The 15,943-nt window shown below is 34.0% G+C and carries 17 protein-coding genes; 16 read left to right on the plus strand and 1 reads right to left on the minus strand.

Translation table 11 applies throughout. The annotated features are described in order from the left end of the window. Window positions 1-13 precede the first annotated feature (13 nt). Window positions 14-151 carry a hypothetical protein gene (locus NITER_RS01705; RefSeq protein WP_159445334.1) on the minus strand — a complete coding sequence of 46 codons (138 nt, stop codon included), beginning with the start codon at window positions 149-151 and terminating at the stop codon, window positions 14-16. Between NITER_RS01705 and metX the strand changes: the two genes are divergently transcribed. The 16 genes from metX to NITER_RS01785 are packed head-to-tail and all read left to right on the plus strand — an operon-like array spanning window position 151 to window position 15,938. Then, window positions 151-1,260: a homoserine O-acetyltransferase MetX gene (metX, locus tag NITER_RS01710; protein WP_084276344.1), complete on the plus strand. Its 1,110-nt coding sequence runs from the start codon at window positions 151-153 to the stop codon at window positions 1,258-1,260. The two genes, NITER_RS01705 and metX, sit on opposite strands and share 1 nt — an antisense overlap. Next, window positions 1,257-1,439, plus strand: a complete 183-nt coding sequence (gene xseB, locus NITER_RS01715) for an exodeoxyribonuclease VII small subunit (protein ID WP_084276342.1) — start codon at window positions 1,257-1,259, stop codon at window positions 1,437-1,439. The genes metX and xseB overlap by 4 nt, the downstream gene beginning before the upstream one ends. Beyond that, window positions 1,436-2,236: a carbon-nitrogen hydrolase family protein gene (locus tag NITER_RS01720; RefSeq protein ID WP_084276341.1), complete on the plus strand. Its 801-nt coding sequence runs from the start codon at window positions 1,436-1,438 to the stop codon at window positions 2,234-2,236. Before xseB ends, NITER_RS01720 begins: the two co-directional genes overlap by 4 nt. Beyond that, window positions 2,233-2,913, plus strand: coding sequence for a HesA/MoeB/ThiF family protein (locus tag NITER_RS01725; RefSeq protein ID WP_084276339.1), 681 nt, complete (start codon window positions 2,233-2,235; stop codon window positions 2,911-2,913). The genes NITER_RS01720 and NITER_RS01725 overlap by 4 nt, the downstream gene beginning before the upstream one ends. Next, the gene (locus tag NITER_RS01730) at window positions 2,903-4,024 is read left to right on the plus strand and encodes a succinyldiaminopimelate transaminase (protein WP_084276337.1); all 1,122 of its coding nucleotides are present in this window, start codon (window positions 2,903-2,905) and stop codon (window positions 4,022-4,024) included. The genes NITER_RS01725 and NITER_RS01730 overlap by 11 nt, the downstream gene beginning before the upstream one ends. Continuing rightward, a complete protein-coding gene (locus NITER_RS01735; RefSeq protein ID WP_084276336.1) occupies window positions 4,024-4,581 on the plus strand; it encodes a hypothetical protein in 558 nt (185 codons plus the stop codon). The genes NITER_RS01730 and NITER_RS01735 overlap by 1 nt, the downstream gene beginning before the upstream one ends. Further along, window positions 4,581-5,891 carry a UDP-N-acetylmuramate--L-alanine ligase gene (murC, locus tag NITER_RS01740; RefSeq protein ID WP_084276334.1) on the plus strand — a complete coding sequence of 437 codons (1,311 nt, stop codon included), beginning with the start codon at window positions 4,581-4,583 and terminating at the stop codon, window positions 5,889-5,891. The genes NITER_RS01735 and murC overlap by 1 nt, the downstream gene beginning before the upstream one ends. After that, window positions 5,892-6,254, plus strand: a complete 363-nt coding sequence (locus NITER_RS01745) for a hypothetical protein (RefSeq protein ID WP_084276332.1) — start codon at window positions 5,892-5,894, stop codon at window positions 6,252-6,254. Then, complete coding sequence (locus tag NITER_RS01750) at window positions 6,254-8,431, plus strand: endonuclease MutS2 (RefSeq protein WP_084276330.1); 2,178 nt, start codon at window positions 6,254-6,256, stop codon at window positions 8,429-8,431. Before NITER_RS01745 ends, NITER_RS01750 begins: the two co-directional genes overlap by 1 nt. Before the next feature lie 49 nt (window positions 8,432-8,480). Next, entirely contained in the window at window positions 8,481-9,734 is a 1,254-nt protein-coding gene (gene tviB, locus NITER_RS01755; protein WP_084276329.1) for a Vi polysaccharide biosynthesis UDP-N-acetylglucosamine C-6 dehydrogenase TviB, read from the plus strand. Next, window positions 9,734-10,693 carry a Gfo/Idh/MocA family oxidoreductase gene (locus NITER_RS01760; protein ID WP_084276327.1) on the plus strand — a complete coding sequence of 320 codons (960 nt, stop codon included), beginning with the start codon at window positions 9,734-9,736 and terminating at the stop codon, window positions 10,691-10,693. The genes tviB and NITER_RS01760 overlap by 1 nt, the downstream gene beginning before the upstream one ends. Continuing rightward, a complete protein-coding gene (locus NITER_RS01765; protein WP_084276325.1) occupies window positions 10,686-11,261 on the plus strand; it encodes an acyltransferase in 576 nt (191 codons plus the stop codon). Before NITER_RS01760 ends, NITER_RS01765 begins: the two co-directional genes overlap by 8 nt. Next, entirely contained in the window at window positions 11,258-12,361 is a 1,104-nt protein-coding gene (locus tag NITER_RS01770; RefSeq protein ID WP_084276323.1) for a DegT/DnrJ/EryC1/StrS family aminotransferase, read from the plus strand. The genes NITER_RS01765 and NITER_RS01770 overlap by 4 nt, the downstream gene beginning before the upstream one ends. After that, window positions 12,351-13,619, plus strand: a complete 1,269-nt coding sequence (locus tag NITER_RS01775) for a lipopolysaccharide biosynthesis protein (protein ID WP_084276321.1) — start codon at window positions 12,351-12,353, stop codon at window positions 13,617-13,619. Before NITER_RS01770 ends, NITER_RS01775 begins: the two co-directional genes overlap by 11 nt. Further along, the gene (locus NITER_RS01780; RefSeq protein ID WP_084276319.1) at window positions 13,609-14,694 is read left to right on the plus strand and encodes a hypothetical protein; all 1,086 of its coding nucleotides are present in this window, start codon (window positions 13,609-13,611) and stop codon (window positions 14,692-14,694) included. The genes NITER_RS01775 and NITER_RS01780 overlap by 11 nt, the downstream gene beginning before the upstream one ends. After that, a complete protein-coding gene (locus NITER_RS01785; protein WP_084276318.1) occupies window positions 14,694-15,938 on the plus strand; it encodes a glycosyltransferase in 1,245 nt (414 codons plus the stop codon). Before NITER_RS01780 ends, NITER_RS01785 begins: the two co-directional genes overlap by 1 nt. The last annotated feature ends 5 nt before the right edge of the window (window positions 15,939-15,943 follow it).

The following is a 15,943-nucleotide window of genomic DNA, read 5'->3' on the forward strand; positions in this document are numbered from 1 at the left end:
AGCTTGCATCAGTTTATGGCAAGAGATCTAGATGAGAAGCAAGAGTAAACTTTACCACCATTTTGACTTCTTCTTGCACGCAATCAAATTTATCTTTTTTATATGGCCATTTGAGTATAATAAGACGAAAATGTATAAAGAGGTCACTCATTGGAAATAACTACAAAAACGGCAAAGTTTACCAATCCTCTCTACCTTGAAAGCGGACGGATATTAGAGCCTTATGAGATAGTGTATGAAACCTATGGTCAGCTCAATGAAGATAGAAGTAATGTAGTGGTAGTATGTCACGCTTTGAGCGGATCCCATCATGCTGCTGGGTGGTATGAGGGAGATAGAAAACCGGGATGGTGGGATGCGCTCATAGGAGATGGCAAAGCAATAGATACGAAGAAATTTTTTGTTATTTGTACCAATACGCTTGGTAGCTGCTTTGGGACTACTGGTCCTATGAGTAAAATGTATCCAAGTGATGAGCCTTACCGTTTTAAATTTCCCGTTATCACCATTAAAGATATGGTGAAAGCCCAACGGATACTCTTTGCAAAACTGGGTATTGATAGAGTGCATGCAGTTGTAGGTGGAAGCATGGGAGGAATGCAAGCTTTGCGCTTTGCTGTAGATTTTCCAGGATTTGCTAAAAATATTATTGCACTTGCAGCTACACATGCAACAAGACCTTGGGTCATTGCATTTAATGAGATTGCCAAAGAGGCAATTATTAAAGATCCCGATTTTAAAAATGGGCAGTACGATCCAAAGGAGTTGGAGCAAAAGGGGCTTACTGGTTTAGCGATTGGACGAATGGCAGGACATATAAGTTTTTTGAGCCACTATTCGATGGATAGAAAATTTGGAAGAGATTATGTTCCAAATGAAGGAATCTATGAACTTTTTGGGAGATTTCAAGTAGAGCGCTACCTTGAATACAATGGATATAATTTTTCTAAATGGTTCGATCCTCTTAGCTACCTCTATATTACAAAAGCTATAAACCTTTTTGATCTCTCTACAGGTTATGACTCGCTAGAAGAGGCGCTGGAGAGAATTCGATCAAAGCTCTATCTTATAGGATTTGAAAAGGATCTTCTCTTTTTGCCTGAGGAGATGCGTCAAATAGATGAGGCAATGCAGAAGTGTGGAAAAGGGGAGCTAAGCGAATATTATGAAGTTAAAAGCGATTATGGGCATGATGCATTTCTGGTAGAGATCGATAAATTTAGCGATTATATCCATGCTATTGTAGAAGGAAAGAGATGAAAGATTTTGAAAGCAGACTCAAAAAAGCAAAAGAGATTTTAGATGAGCTGATGAAGCAAGATATTACATTAGCAAAGAGTGTGGAGCTTTATAAAGAGGGGATGAAGCAGCTCAAAGAGGCTGAAAAACTCCTTGAAGAGGCAAAAGTAGAAATAGAAAAGATAGAGAAAAATAAATGAATATAGCAGCACTGCAGATCTCTTCACTTGGACTTAGTCCAAATAGGCTTGATTACTACTGTCGCACAGCAGCTACAAAAAATGTAAAAGTGCTTCTTTTACCAGAGTACGTACTCAATCCTTTCTTTGGTGAACTACAAGAGATTCCAAAAAATATGCTATTGCAGCAGACGCAGACCCATCTTGATATTTTAAAAGATCTCTCGCTCAAATACGATTTAGTAATCGTAGCACCAGTTATAAGAGGTTATAAAGGCTCGCTCTATAAATCAATTGCTTTGGTACGTAGTGGAAAGACTCACTACTACAATCAGCAGATTCTCATAAACTATCCCCACTGGAATGAAGAGCGCTTTTTTGATAATCCAATCCAAAAGTTAGAAGCCCCACTTGTTTTTCGCATTAAAGGTATTAAATTTGGAATACTTCCCGGTTTTGAGATCCACTTTGCATCATTGTGGAATGCACTAGCAAAAAAAGATGTAGATGTCGTACTTGTGCCAAGTGCATCTACATTTGGTTCGACACAAAGGTGGAGAGAGATCTTGCAAAGTATGGCTTTTATGTATAATTTTTATATCATACGTGCTAATAGAATTGGTGAGTATAAAGATAAAGATGGCAATATTTGGGATTTTTATGGTGATAGTATGAGTATCGATCCCGGGGGAAAAATCTTGGTAAATCTTGGGAAAAAAGAGGAGTTTCTCGTTGAGCACATAGACAAAAAAATAGTCAAAGAAGCAAAAAAGAGCTGGGGTTTTCGCCATGCTTTGAAAAAAAGAGGTGCATTATGAGAGAGTATTTTAAAAGGCAAATTCAGCTTTGGGGAGAACAAAAGCAATTTGCACTACAATCAAAGTCGATTGCCATTGTCGGATGTGGAGGGCTTGGAAGCTCTCTTGCACTAGCACTTGGAGCAAGTGGGATAGGGAAGATCTATTTAGTAGATTTTGATGAGGTGAGTGTGCACAATATTCATCGCCAAATCACATTCAAAGTTGAAGATGATGGCAAACCAAAGGCGGAAGTAAATAGGTGTGTAATTGAAGGGCGGTGCCCCTATGTAGAGGTTGAGAGTTTTGTAGAGGGCTTTGAGGAGTTTGCAAAACGCAATATCAAAGTAGATCTAATCCTCGATGCTACAGATAATCTGCCTATTCGAGCAAAAATAGATGCGTATGCTAAAAAAAGCAAAACTCCATGGATCTATGCTAGCGTAGAGGAGTTTCAAGGGCAGGTCTGTTTTATGGAAAAAGCGAGTTTTCAAGCTTTTAAGATAACTGAGCGTATTCCAGGAGGGATTGCTGCGCCTATTGTTATGATGGTTGCTAGTTTTGAAGCAAATTTGGCACTACGTTATCTTGCTGGATTGCCGATAAAAAAAGATCGGCTCTATTTTCTCTATTTTGATGAAGAAGGAGAGTTTCAAGTAAACAGATTTGCTATGCCAAAGGATACAGATGCAGTTTGAAAAATACCCTTTTGAAAAACTTACTGAACTTTTAGAAAAAGTCGAGCCAAATAACGAGTATGCGCCCCTCACTCTTACCATTGGTGAGCCACAGTTTGCAGCACCAAAGTTTATTCAAGACAAGCTTTGCCAAAGCAGCCATCTTTTAAATAAATACCCAAAAACAGCAGGTGAAGAGGAACTTAAAAAAGCAGTAAAAGATTTTGTAAAGAGGCGCTTTGCTATAGAACTTACTAATGAAGAGTTGGTACTTACGTTTGGTACTAGGGAAGTACTTTTTAATTTTCCTCAATATTTTCTTTTTGATAAAGAGAGCCCAGTAATGGCTTTCACAAACCCTTTTTATCAAATATATGAAGGGGCTGCAATTGCTAGTAGAGCAAAGATAAAGTATCTTCATCTTACAAAAGAGAATGATTTTAAACCACAAATCGATGATAGTCTCAAAGAGGCAGATTTAGTCATTATCAATTCACCTAATAATCCTACAGCTTCAGTTATGCGTCTGGATGAGTTGAAAGAGTGGGTTGAAGCAGCTTTGGAGTACGATTTTGTACTTCTCAATGATGAGTGCTATAGTGAGATCTACAGAGATGTTCCACCAGCATCGCTTCTTGAAGCAAGCAAAGCGGTTGGGAACACGCAATTTAAAAATATCCTGGTTGTGAATTCAATTTCCAAAAGAAGCTCTGCACCAGGACTTCGTAGCGGTTTTATAGCAGGCGATAGCAAAATCCTTGATGGATATAGACGCTATCGAACCTATGTAGGATGTGCTTCGCCGCTGCCTTTGCAAAGAGCTGCAGCAAACGCTTGGAGTGATGAGTTGCATGTAGTAGAAAATCGTGATAGATATCGCAAAAATTTTAAGCTCGCACATGAGATTTTGAATGTAGCTATTCCTGAAGCTACATTTTATCTATGGTTAGAAGTTAGAGATGATTTGGGGTTTACCAAAGAGCTTTATGAAAAATACAATGTCAAAGTCCTTCCAGGATCCTTTCTTGGGAGAGAAGGAGCTGGTAAGGGATTTGTCAGAGTTGCGCTTGTGTATGATGAGTGTAAAACTGAAGAAGCGCTACAACGCATAGCAAAGTTATGGAGAGAGTAATGGATATAGAAAAATTAAAACAAGATAGAGAATTTTTACAAAATTTAGAGGAGCAAAAAAGAAGTGCTTTGCGAAGCAAAGATATAGTAAAAATGTATGATGTGCTAGATACGATGCTTGCACTTGATATGGAAGAAGAGAATATTGATCTTTTATATCAAAATATTTTAGAAACAGCTTTTGATACATTGACGCAGATGCTCACAGAAGGCCAGAAGTTTGATTTTCATAAAGAGTTTGATGAGTATGTAGCAAGGGCTATTTATGAGCACGCTTTGGAGCGATGGGATAGAGGAGATCGCAAAGGTGCTAAAGAGCTCTTTTTGGTTTTGAGTTTTCTTGTACCGCAAAATTATAAAGAAGCGATGTTCTTGCCACTTGTTGCAACTGCAAAAGGAATGGATCTTGATGAGTTTTTAAATAACTTTGTAGCAAAAGAGAAAATAGAAGAGGAGAGTTTCTTTTTTGATAAATTTACCGATAATGCGAAAAAGTTTCTCAAGGAAAATGAAAAAACATTGGATGAAGAGTTGAAAAAAGCGGAGAAGTTGGCGTAATGAAATTGCATTTTATAGGTATTGGTGGAATTGGACTCAGTGGTCTTGCAAGATTTATGAAACATGAAGGGTATGAAGTAAGCGGTAGTGATATTAAATGGACACCACTACTGAAAAAACTGCAACAAGAAGGTATAAAGGTTTTTGTTCCTCAAGCAGCAGATAATATTACTCAAGATATTGACATCGTGATTTATAGCGCTGCAATCAAAGCTAACAATCCTGAGTTGTTAGCTGCAAAGAAAGCAGGTATTCGAACACTTTCACGCAGAGAAGCTTTGCCCCTCATCCTTAGTGGTAAAAAGATCTATGCAGTTGCCGGAGCACATGGCAAGAGCACAACGAGTGCAATTTTGGCTTCAATACTCAATAACTCCAGTGCAATAATAGGAGCAGAGAGTAAAGAGTTTGGATCAAATGTAAGGTATAAGCAGACTGAGACTGTTGTTTTTGAAGCAGATGAGAGTGATGCAAGCTTTTTGCAAATCGAGCCGCATTGCGCTGTGGTTACGAATGCTGAACCTGAGCATATGGAATTTTACAATCATGATCTTGATCTCTTTTATGATGCATACAGAGAGTTTTTAAAAAAGGCGAAAGTACGTGTTATCAATGCTGAAGATCCTTTTTTAGAAAGTTTAGATATCGATGCAATTAAGCTCTATCCAAGCCGTGATATTAGGATAATTGAGCATTTTTTGGAAGATGATGAGCCTTACATTAGATTTGAGTTGCGAGATTTTGGAGAGTTTGCAGTATGGGGATTTGGAAAACACATCGCTTTGGATGCCTCTCTTGCCATATTGGCAGCAATGCAGGAGTTAGGACTTGACGAGATAAAACGCAATATTAAAAATTATCGTGGAATCAAAAAGCGCTTTGACATTGTGGCTAAAGATGAAGGGCTTATTGTCATAGATGACTATGCACACCATCCAACAGAGATTAAAGTTACTCTCTCTTCACTTTTGGAGTATGCCAAACTCAAAGGGATAAAGGATATTACAGTTGTGTGGCAGCCACATAAATACTCAAGAGTGCTTGATAATCTTAAAGAGTTTATGCACTGCTTTCCTCATGGAGTCAAGCTTGTGATACTTCCTGTTTGGGCTGCAGGAGAGGAGCCAAGAGATATAGATTTTGCAACGCACTTTGCTCACTACAATCCACTCTTTATCGATAGAGTTAAAAGATCTGATAGATCTCTTGTCCTTTTGAAAGATCAAAAAGAGGCTCATATGATAAATAAAGGACTCGTGATTGGTTTTGGAGCTGGAGATATTACTTACCAGTTGCGAGGAATAGAATAGATGGCTTTTTTCTATTTTATTCTTTTTTTGCTACTGATTTTTGCCATTATTGGTGCAGTTATCTATTTTTTTACAGAGCTCACTTCAAGAATAAAATATTTTATTCTTGCTGGATTACTTGTAGGATGGGCAGCTATTTTTGCTTATTCTTACTTTCAAAATAAAAAGCGCATAGAGCGTGATAAAATCTATTATGAATATCTTCATGATAAGTATATTACTTGCATAGATCCTTTTGGTAAGAAAGTGATTGTTAATAAGCAAAACTTCAATTTTGTTAGCGGTACACTCGTATTTATGGGTAAGGAAGGAAGCCGGTATGAAGGGCTTGTTATAAGTATTGATAAGTGTAAAGGAGAGTAGTGGAGGAAAAACTCGATCTCAAAGACTTCTTAGATAATTTCCGTACTTTTTTTGCCAGATTCAAACCTTTAGCTATAGAAGGTGATATCAATCTTCATTTCCAATTCATTAATGAACTCAAAAAGTATCGCTTCAAAGCTCCTCCGCAGATAGCAAATCTTGATAAAGCACTTATGCATTTGCAAAAACAGGGGGTTTTGAGCAAAGAGGAGATTTTTGAATTTATCAAAATTTTTCGCTATTTTTTTTATCTGAAAACACTTGGGTTTGAAGGAAAAGTAGGAGAGTGGTTAGCAAGTATTGATATACCTGAAGAACTTGCACAAATAGAGAGATATTTTGACCAAGATGGTCAAATAAAGAGTGAAGTTGATGAGAGACTCGCTACTTTGGAAAATGCTTTCAAACATAATAAAGAGCAGATCCGCCAAAAACTTCAAGCTCTCATTAATGCGAAGAGATTGCAAAGTTATCTTGTGGATAGGCAGATCCATTATGTAAGTGGCGAAGAGGCCTTGCTTGTAAGAGGTGGATTTAATTATGTGCTTAAAGCAACTGTTGTTGGAAGAAGTAGTGGAGGTTTTTTTTATGTAGTACCAGAAGATCTCAGAAAACTCAAAGACAAAGAAGCAGAGCTTTTAAGCCAGATTGAAGAGATCCACTATCAAATTCAAAAACATGTTAGTACAGTTTTTCACAAATGGCTCCGATTCTTGCAATATATCAATAGGCAGTTTGACAGGTTTGACCACTATCAAGCACGAATAAATTTTGCAAATGCATATGATTTGCGTATGATTTTGCCAAGCGGTGATAAAAAAATCGTTTTGAAAAATTTTGCGCACCCAGCTATTGAGAATCCTAAGCCTGTAACTATCGATTTTAGTAAAAAGATCTTGATTATTACTGGTGTCAATGCGGGTGGGAAGACGATGCTTCTCAAATCAATTTTAGCAGCTGCTTACCTAGCAAAATATCTTATTCCCATGAAATGTGATGAAAAAAGCCATATAGGAAGATTCAAAGAAATTATTCCAATCATTGAAGATCCTCAAAATGTAAAAAACGATATTTCCACATTTGCTGGGCGAATGCTTGCTTTTAGTAAACTTTTTCAAAAAAATGATGCATTAGTGGGAGTTGATGAGATTGAGCTTGGGACTGATAGCGATGAAGCAGCAACGCTTTTTAAGGTAATCTTGGAAGATCTTTTGAAAAAAGATATAAAGATAGCTATCACAACGCATCATAAACGTCTCGCATCATTGATGGCTGCGCATGAAGATGTAGAGCTTTTGGCTGCAATGTATGATGAAGAAAAGGGTGTACCAACCTATGAGTTTTTGCAAGGGATTATTGGAAAAAGTTATGCTTTTGAAACAGCAAAACGCTATGGAATTCCACAAAGAATAGTAGCTAGAGCAGTAGAAGAGTATGGTGAGGATCAAGCAAAGCTGAGTGAGTTAATAGAGCGGGGGAGTGAGTTAGAAAGAGAGCTACGACGTAAAAATAAAGAATTAGAAAATGAACTAGAGCTTGTACGAAAAAATCGTATTTTGCTTGATGAAGAGCGTAGTGCAGTTTATGAAAAGCTACAAGCTGAAAAAGCTAAACTCCAAGCTCTTTACAAAGAAGCAATTGACGAGGCAAAAGCTGCTATTAAAGCTAAAGAGACAAAAGAGGCACATCGCCACCTTACTCAAGCTGCACAGAAAGCAAAAAAAGCAACAATTAAAAAACCTGAGCCAAAAGAGCTTAAAGTTGGCGATGAGGTCAAATACAAAAAGACAAAAGGTGTTATTGTAGGTATAAGAGACAAAGAAGCAACAATCGAAGCAGAAGGTATGAAACTGCGAGTGCCATTAGCAGATCTTAAACCTACGAAAATTATCAAAAAGAAAGCAAAAGCAAAACTAAAAGTATCTAAACCTTCAAAACTTTCTGTTAAGCTCGATCTCCATGGCTTAAGAGTTGAAGAGGCACTTGAAAAAACTGATAAATTTTTAAGTGATGCTTTGCTTGCAGGATTTGATGAGGTGCTTATATATCATGGAGTAGGAAGTGGGAAATTAGCTCGTGCAGTGAGGGAGTTTTTAAAAGAGCATCCAAGAGTTAAAAGCTTTCATGATGCTCCTGCGAATATGGGAGGTATGGGGGCAACGGTTGTTGAACTCTAATATTATATAATAACCCCAAAAATTTAATTGATCAGAAAGTAGTCTAAGTATGGAAAAAATTTGTGTTCTCGGCCTCGGCTACGTAGGCCTACCATTAGCAGTAGAGTTTGGCAAAAAGTATAAAACTATTGGATTTGATATCAATGCCAAAAGAATTGAAGAGCTGCAAAATGGAATAGATAGAACATTAGAAGTAAACAAAGAAGAACTTGAAGAAGCTAAAAACCTCTCATTTACCTCTTCAATAGATGAGATTAAAGATGCAAATATCTATATCATCACTGTTCCAACCCCCATAGATGAGCATAAAAATCCAGATCTTACTCCTCTCATCATGGCTAGTAGAACAGTTGGCAGAGTATTGAAAAAAGGTGATATTGTTATCTATGAATCTACTGTCTTTCCAGGATGTACTGAAGAGGTGTGTGTACCAGAATTAGAGCGTGAAAGTGGTCTTATATTTAATAAAGATTTTTTCTGTGGCTACTCTCCAGAGAGAATCAATCCAGGAGATAAAAAACATCGCCTTCCAACTATTAAAAAGGTAACAAGTGGCAGTACTCCAGAAATTGCAAAAAAGGTAGATGAGCTCTATAAAAGTATCATCACAGCCGGAACTCATCTAGCACCAAGCATCAAAATAGCAGAGGCTGCAAAAGTGATAGAAAATGCTCAAAGAGATATTAATATCGCATTTGTTAATGAACTGGCTTTAATTTTTGATAGATTAGATATAGATACACTCGATGTATTAGAAGCTGCTGGCACAAAATGGAACTTTCTACCCTTTCGTCCAGGTCTTGTTGGAGGACACTGCATTGGAGTAGATCCCTATTACTTGGCTTATAAAGCAAAAGAGGTAGGATACCATCCACAAATAATACTTGCTGGTAGAAGAACCAACGATGAGATGGGCATCTTTGTAGCCAATAAAGTAGTAAAACTCCTCATCCATAAAGGACACAAAGTAAAGGGGAGCAAAGCATTAGTACTTGGAATAACCTTTAAAGAGAACTGTCCGGATATTAGAAATAGTAGAGTCATTGATGTCATTAACGAACTGCAAGATTTTGGCATTGAAGTAGATGTATATGATCCTTGGGCAGAGAGTGAGGAAGTCAAAAGAGAATATAACCTTGAGCTTTTAACAAACGAGCCAAACTTTGCAGAGTATGACTCAATTGTTTTAGCTGTAGCCCATGAGCAGTTTAGAAAGCTTGATTATCAAAAGATACCGAAATCAAGTGCGGTTTTTGATATTAAGGGTGTGCTGCCAAAAGATATAGTGGAAGGGAGATTATAGTGAAAAATTTTGCCTTAATAGGAGCGGCTGGATATATAGCTCCAAGACATATGAAAGCAATAAAAGAGACAAATAACAATCTTGTAGCAGCGATGGATAGATGCGATAGTGTAGGGATTATAGACAGCTATTTTCCAGATGCAGATTTTTTTACAGAATTTGAGAGATTTGATAGGTATGTGGATAAATTAAGGCGAAAAGGAGAACAGATTGATTATGTAAGTATCTGTTCACCAAACTATTTGCATGACGCACATATTAGATGGGCTTTGCGAAGCGGAGCCGATGCGATATGTGAAAAACCCCTTGTTCTCAATCCTTGGAATATCGATGGATTGGAAGAGATAGAAAAAGAGAGTGGTAAAAAAGTATATAATATTTTACAGCTTCGTTTGCATCCTTCTATCATCGCTTTAAAAGAGAAAGTGCAGAAAGAACTGCAAGAAAATCCAAATAAAATTTATAATATAGATTTAACGTATTTAACAAGTCGAGGCCACTGGTATTTTGTAAGTTGGAAAGGTGATGAGAGCAAAAGTGGTGGTATAGCTACTAATATAGGCATTCATTTTTACGATATGCTCTCATGGATCTTTGGTGAGATAGAAGAGAATATCGTCCATATCAAGACTCCATATGCCAATGCTGGCTATATGAAGCTCAAAAATGCAAATGTCCGGTGGTTTTTGAGCGTAAAATATGACTATATTCCAGAAGAGATCAAACAAAAGGGACAAAGAACTTTCAGAAGTATCACTGTGAACGGCGAGGAGATCGAATTTAGTGGAGGATTTACCGATCTTCATACCAAAAGCTATGAGGAGATCCTCAAAGGTAACGGCTTTGGACTCAAAGAGGCCAGAAATTCAATTGAAATAGTCTCGACTATTCGCCATTTGAAGCCTATTGGTCTTAGAGGCGAGTATCATCCCTTTTGCAAAAAGGTGATAAATGAGTAAGTTTTTCATTCACGAGAGTGCTTATATCGATGAGCCGGTTGAGATAGGAGAGGGGACGAAAATTTGGCATTTTTGTCACATACTTCCCAATACGATCATAGGGAAAAATTGCTCTTTTGGCCAAAATTGTGTGGTGGGCCCAAAGGTAAAGATAGGTAACAATGTCAAAGTGCAAAACAATATATCCATCTATGAGGGTGTGGAGATAGAAGATGATGTATTTTTGGGACCTTCCATGGTCTTTACTAATGTCATCAATCCAAGAGCCTTTATCAATCGCAAAAATGAATTTAAAAAGACTCTCTTGAAGAAAGGATGCTCGATAGGAGCGAATGCGACAATCGTATGTGGTGTGACGATTGGAGAATATGCACTAATTGGAGCCGGGGCGGTAGTGAATAGAAATGTAAAACCCTATGCTCTCATGGTAGGAGTACCGGCAAGACACATTGGATGGGTCGATAAAGCAGGAAATAAAATGAAGTTTGATGAAAATGGAATTGCAACGGATAGTTATGATGGGACAAAATATAAGCTTCAAGATAATGGATTAAAGGTTTTAGGATGAAGATAGATTTTGCAAATCTAACCTATCAATATCAGCTCTATAAAGATGAAATCGATGAGGCGATACAAAAAGTCTTGAATCATGGCAAATATATCATGGGGCCAGAGGTAGGTGAGCTTGAAGAAAAACTTTGTGAATTTACAAATGCAAAAAATGCAGTTACTTGCTCATCTGGAACTGATGCTCTCCTTTTGGCAATGATGGCACTGGATCTTAAGCCAGGAGATGAAGTAATAACGACACCTTTTACATTCATAGCAACAGCTGAGACGATCGCACTACTTGGAGCTAAGCCTGTATTTGTAGATATTGATGAACAAACGTACAATATCAATACATCTAAAATAGAAGAAAAAATTACAAATAAAACCAAAGGAATCATTTCTGTAAGTCTTTATGGCCAGCCAAGTGACTTGGATGAGATAAATGAATTTTCAAAAAGATGCAATCTCTTTCATATCATCGATGGAGCACAGAGCTTCGGTGCCACTTATAAAGGTAAAGCAGAAGTTCATTATTGTGATATCTATACCACCTCTTTTTTTCCAGCCAAGCCACTTGGCTGCTATGGGGATGGTGGAGCAGTTCTGGCAAACAGTGATGAATTGGCACAAAAGATAAGAATGCTCAGAGTACATGGGCAAAACAAGAGATATCATCATAAATATATAGGACTTGGGGCAAGACTCGACACTATTCAAGCAGCCGTTTTATTGGTAAAACTAAAATATTATAAAAAAGATTTGGCTTTAAGACAGGAAGTTGCAAAAAAGTATAGTAAGAAATTAAAAAATGTTAAAAACATAATTTTACCTTTTGTAAAAGAAGATAGAACGAGTGCCTGGGCACAATATAGTATCAGGGCTCTAAATAGAGATGAACTTCAAGAAAAATTAAAAGAATCAGGCATTCCAACGGTAGTGCATTATCCGATGCCACTTCATATGCAAAAATGCTTCAATTATTTAGGATATAAAAAAGGAGATTTTCCAGTAGCTGAAAAAGTCAGTGAAGAGATTATGAGTCTGCCTATGAATCCATATTTGAGTAATGATGAAATCGATTATATTACCCAAAAGGTAGCAGAATTTGCTAAATAAATTAAAACCAAAAAGTGAATTTTCTAAAAATGTTTTAACTCTAATGACAGGGACCACTATTGCTCAGGCAATTCCAATAGCTATAAGTCCTATTCTTACAAGACTCTATACTCCGGAAGATTTTGGAGTGTTCGCACTTTTTATATCTTTAGTTTCTATTTTTGGAAGTATAGCAAATGGAAGATATGAATTCGCTATAATGCTTCCAAAAAAAGATGAAGATGCTATAAATATTTTCGCATTGGGTTTTATTATAAATGTGGCTTTATCACTATTTTTATTATTAATGGTTATTGTTTTTCATGATTTATTTATAAGTTTATTAAATAATAAAGAGATTTCCCTTTGGTTGTATCTTGTTCCTTTTAGTGTGTTTTTGATAGGTTGTTTTAATTTATTAAATTATTATAATAATAGATTAAAAAATTATAAAGATTTAGCAAAAGCTAATGTGTATAAATCGGTTGTTACAGCAGTAGTTCAATTATCTATTGGATTTATAAAACAAAGTACAATAGGACTTATTAGTGGTCAAATTATTTCACAAATTTTTGCAAATACAAAACTTCTAAGAAATATTATAAAAGATAAAATACTTTTATTAAAAATTTCAAAAGTAAAAATGATAGCAGTAGCAAATAAATATAAAGATTTTCCGAAATTTAATGTACCTCATGCTGTAATGAATACGTTATCTTCTAATATGCCTGTTCTTATAATAAACTTTTTTTTTGGTAGTACTTCAACTGGTTTTTTTGCTATAGCAAATAAAGTTTTATTGTTACCAGTAGGGTTATTTACTTCTTCATTTAGTCAAATTTTTTTACAAAAAATTACATATAATAGAAATAATAGAATTGATCAAGAAAAATTTATTAATAAGGTAGTATTTAAATTATTAGGATATTCTTTTTTCCCTTTCTTTATTGCTTTTATTTTTTTACCAAATATTTTTGGGATAATTTTTGGTAAGAATTGGATTATAGCAGGAGAATATGCCCAAATACTTATACCAATGCTTTATTTGACTTTTACAGGAAGTATATTATCAAATATTATTATTGTATACAATGAACAAAAAAAAGCATTTAAAATAGAAATTATAAATACTATAGTGAAATTATTTTCTTTATTATTCGGTGGAATTTTAGAAGATTTGAAATTAGGACTATTTTTATATTCGTTAAGTGGAGTATTGATAACAACTTATAGAATAATCTGGTATAAGTCAATAATTAGGGAGAAAAATGAAATATAAAATAATGGATAATGCTGTTAATATTAATATAGTAAACCACAAATTAAGAGAATTACTAGAAAAAGAACTAAGAATTTATAAAAAAACTCAAGAAAATGAAAATATTAAAATAAATATTGTTGATAAATTAAAAATTAACAATAAATATTCCAACAATCCTTCTATCCATACGACTTTTAGAAATGGTTTTCTTGCTAATTTCGGTGGTAATAAAGTCTTATATAAAAAAAATGATAATATTATAGAAATTGATGTAGAAATAAATATGAAAAAAAATTATTTACGTAAATTTTTGAATATTTCATATCGATACAATTTTGAAAATATAGGTCATATTATACATGAATTAATTTTAGTACCTACTATCTTCTTTTTTTATAATAAAGCAATAGTTCACGCTTCATCCATGAAACATCATAGAAAAGAAAAAACTATATTATTTGGAGGTACAGGTGGAGTCGGAAAAACATCTCTTGAACTATTATTGTGTAAAGAATTGGAATATTCTTTTATATCAGATGATATAGCAATTATTGATAACATTGGTAATATATATCCAAATCTATCATATCCTAAAATTTATGCGTATAATGTAATAAATAATAATAAATTAAAGAAACTGATTTTTAAAAATAAGAATTTTATGGACAAATTGCAATGGAACATTATGAGAAAATTAAAAGGCGATAGTGGAGTTAGAAGAGCAATATCTCCTTTATTGCTATATAATAACATTGAAACAGGAAAAAATAAAATAGATGAATATTATATATTGTATAAAACAAATACTATTAATCAAATTACCATAGAAAAACTGAATTCTGAAAATGCTGCCTATTTAAGTTTAAAAATTATTAGAAATGAATATAATTCAATTTTTCAACATATTATATGGCATGAATATAATTGTAGTTTAATGAAGTACAAGCCAATTTTAAAAATAGATGAAATATTAAATAGATGGTTAAAAATATATTTAAACGTATTTAAAAATATTCAATGCTATTTAGTTAAAATACCAACGAGTATAGATCATAATGATTTTTTGTCATTTATGAAGAATAAGTTTAAATAATGATTAAAATTATATTAATAACTTCATCATTTCCTTATTTGTCTGGAGAACAATTTTTGGAGACAGAAACCAAATATTATAATCAGCATCCAGATGTAGAACTTATTATAATGCCTCTAACTAATCATAGAAAAAAAAGGAAAATAGATGAAAATATTAAAATGGATACATATTTAATAGATAACAAATTAAAAAAATTACAAAAATTAATACCATTTGCAAAATCTTTATTTTCTACTTTGTTTTACAATGAAATTAAAAAAAACAAAATTTACAATAATCCAAAAAAATTAATATACTTTATAAATGCTATAGCAAATTATCAACATTATTATGATTTATTTGATAATTATTTTAAAAATAAGAAAGTTCTATCGCAAACAGTGGTTTATACATATTGGCATGATACACCTACATATGCACTACAGAGTCTAAAAAATAAGTATGGATATAAATTGGTAAGTAGAATACATGGATATGATCTTTATAAAGAACGAAGAGCTGCAAATTATATGCCATTAAAATCTCAATTTACTAAAAATATTGATAGAATATATACTATCACAGAGAGTGCTATAGAATATTTGTCTCATACATACGGTTTTGATAAAGATAATTTACGATTATCAAGACTGGGCGTAAAAAATCAAAATATTATTTCTCAACCAAATAAAAAGAACGAATTTCATATTGTTTCGTGCTCTTTTTTAAATCCTGTGAAGAGAGTAGATAAAATTATAGATGCTTTGTCTATATTGAGTAGAAAAAAGAAAAATATAAAATTTAAATGGACTCATATTGGTAATGGTCCACTTGAAAAAGAATTGAAGACTTTAGCAAGCGAAAAATTATCTTCTATTAAAAATCTACAATATGATTTTTTAGGTTATTTAGATAATCAAGATGTATATAAGTTTTATAAAGAAAATAAAATTGATGTTTTTATAAACGTAAGTGAATCAGAAGGTGTACCAGTATCTATCATGGAAGCAATGAGTTGTCATATTCCTATTATTGCTCCAGATATTGGTGGAATTAGAGATATGGTTGAAAATAAAAAAAGTGGAAGACTTTTGAGTAGTGATTGTTCTATCAATGAAATAGTTCATGCGTTAAAAGATATTAAATTTTTTAAAAATAAAGATACGAGAAGGAATTCTTATGATATATTTTTAGAGAAGTATCATGCAGATAAAAATTATAATGAGTTTATCTATGATTTGAAGTCATTAATTTATAATTGAAAATC

The sequence above is a fragment of the Nitratiruptor tergarcus DSM 16512 genome, assembly GCF_027946175.1.
Classification (GTDB): domain Bacteria; phylum Campylobacterota; class Campylobacteria; order Campylobacterales; family Nitratiruptoraceae; genus Nitratiruptor; species Nitratiruptor tergarcus.

Bases quoted from the DNA above. Each gene is read 5' to 3' on its own strand.
- NITER_RS01730 (WP_084276337.1), top strand. From the start codon at position 2,903: ATGCAGTTTGAAAAATACCCTTTTGAAAAACTTACTGAACTTTTAGAA.
- NITER_RS01785 (WP_084276318.1), top strand. From the start codon at position 14,694: ATGATTAAAATTATATTAATAACTTCATCATTTCCTTATTTGTCTGGA.
- NITER_RS01720 (WP_084276341.1), top strand. From the start codon at position 1,436: ATGAATATAGCAGCACTGCAGATCTCTTCACTTGGACTTAGTCCAAAT.
- xseB (WP_084276342.1), top strand. From the start codon at position 1,257: ATGAAAGATTTTGAAAGCAGACTCAAAAAAGCAAAAGAGATTTTAGAT.
- NITER_RS01725 (WP_084276339.1), top strand. From the start codon at position 2,233: ATGAGAGAGTATTTTAAAAGGCAAATTCAGCTTTGGGGAGAACAAAAG.
- NITER_RS01745 (WP_084276332.1), top strand. From the start codon at position 5,892: ATGGCTTTTTTCTATTTTATTCTTTTTTTGCTACTGATTTTTGCCATT.
- tviB (WP_084276329.1), top strand. From the start codon at position 8,481: ATGGAAAAAATTTGTGTTCTCGGCCTCGGCTACGTAGGCCTACCATTA.
- murC (WP_084276334.1), top strand. From the start codon at position 4,581: ATGAAATTGCATTTTATAGGTATTGGTGGAATTGGACTCAGTGGTCTT.
- NITER_RS01765 (WP_084276325.1), top strand. From the start codon at position 10,686: ATGAGTAAGTTTTTCATTCACGAGAGTGCTTATATCGATGAGCCGGTT.
- NITER_RS01735 (WP_084276336.1), top strand. From the start codon at position 4,024: ATGGATATAGAAAAATTAAAACAAGATAGAGAATTTTTACAAAATTTA.
- NITER_RS01705 (WP_159445334.1), bottom strand. From the start codon at position 151: ATGAGTGACCTCTTTATACATTTTCGTCTTATTATACTCAAATGGCCA.
- NITER_RS01770 (WP_084276323.1), top strand. From the start codon at position 11,258: ATGAAGATAGATTTTGCAAATCTAACCTATCAATATCAGCTCTATAAA.
- NITER_RS01780 (WP_084276319.1), top strand. From the start codon at position 13,609: ATGAAATATAAAATAATGGATAATGCTGTTAATATTAATATAGTAAAC.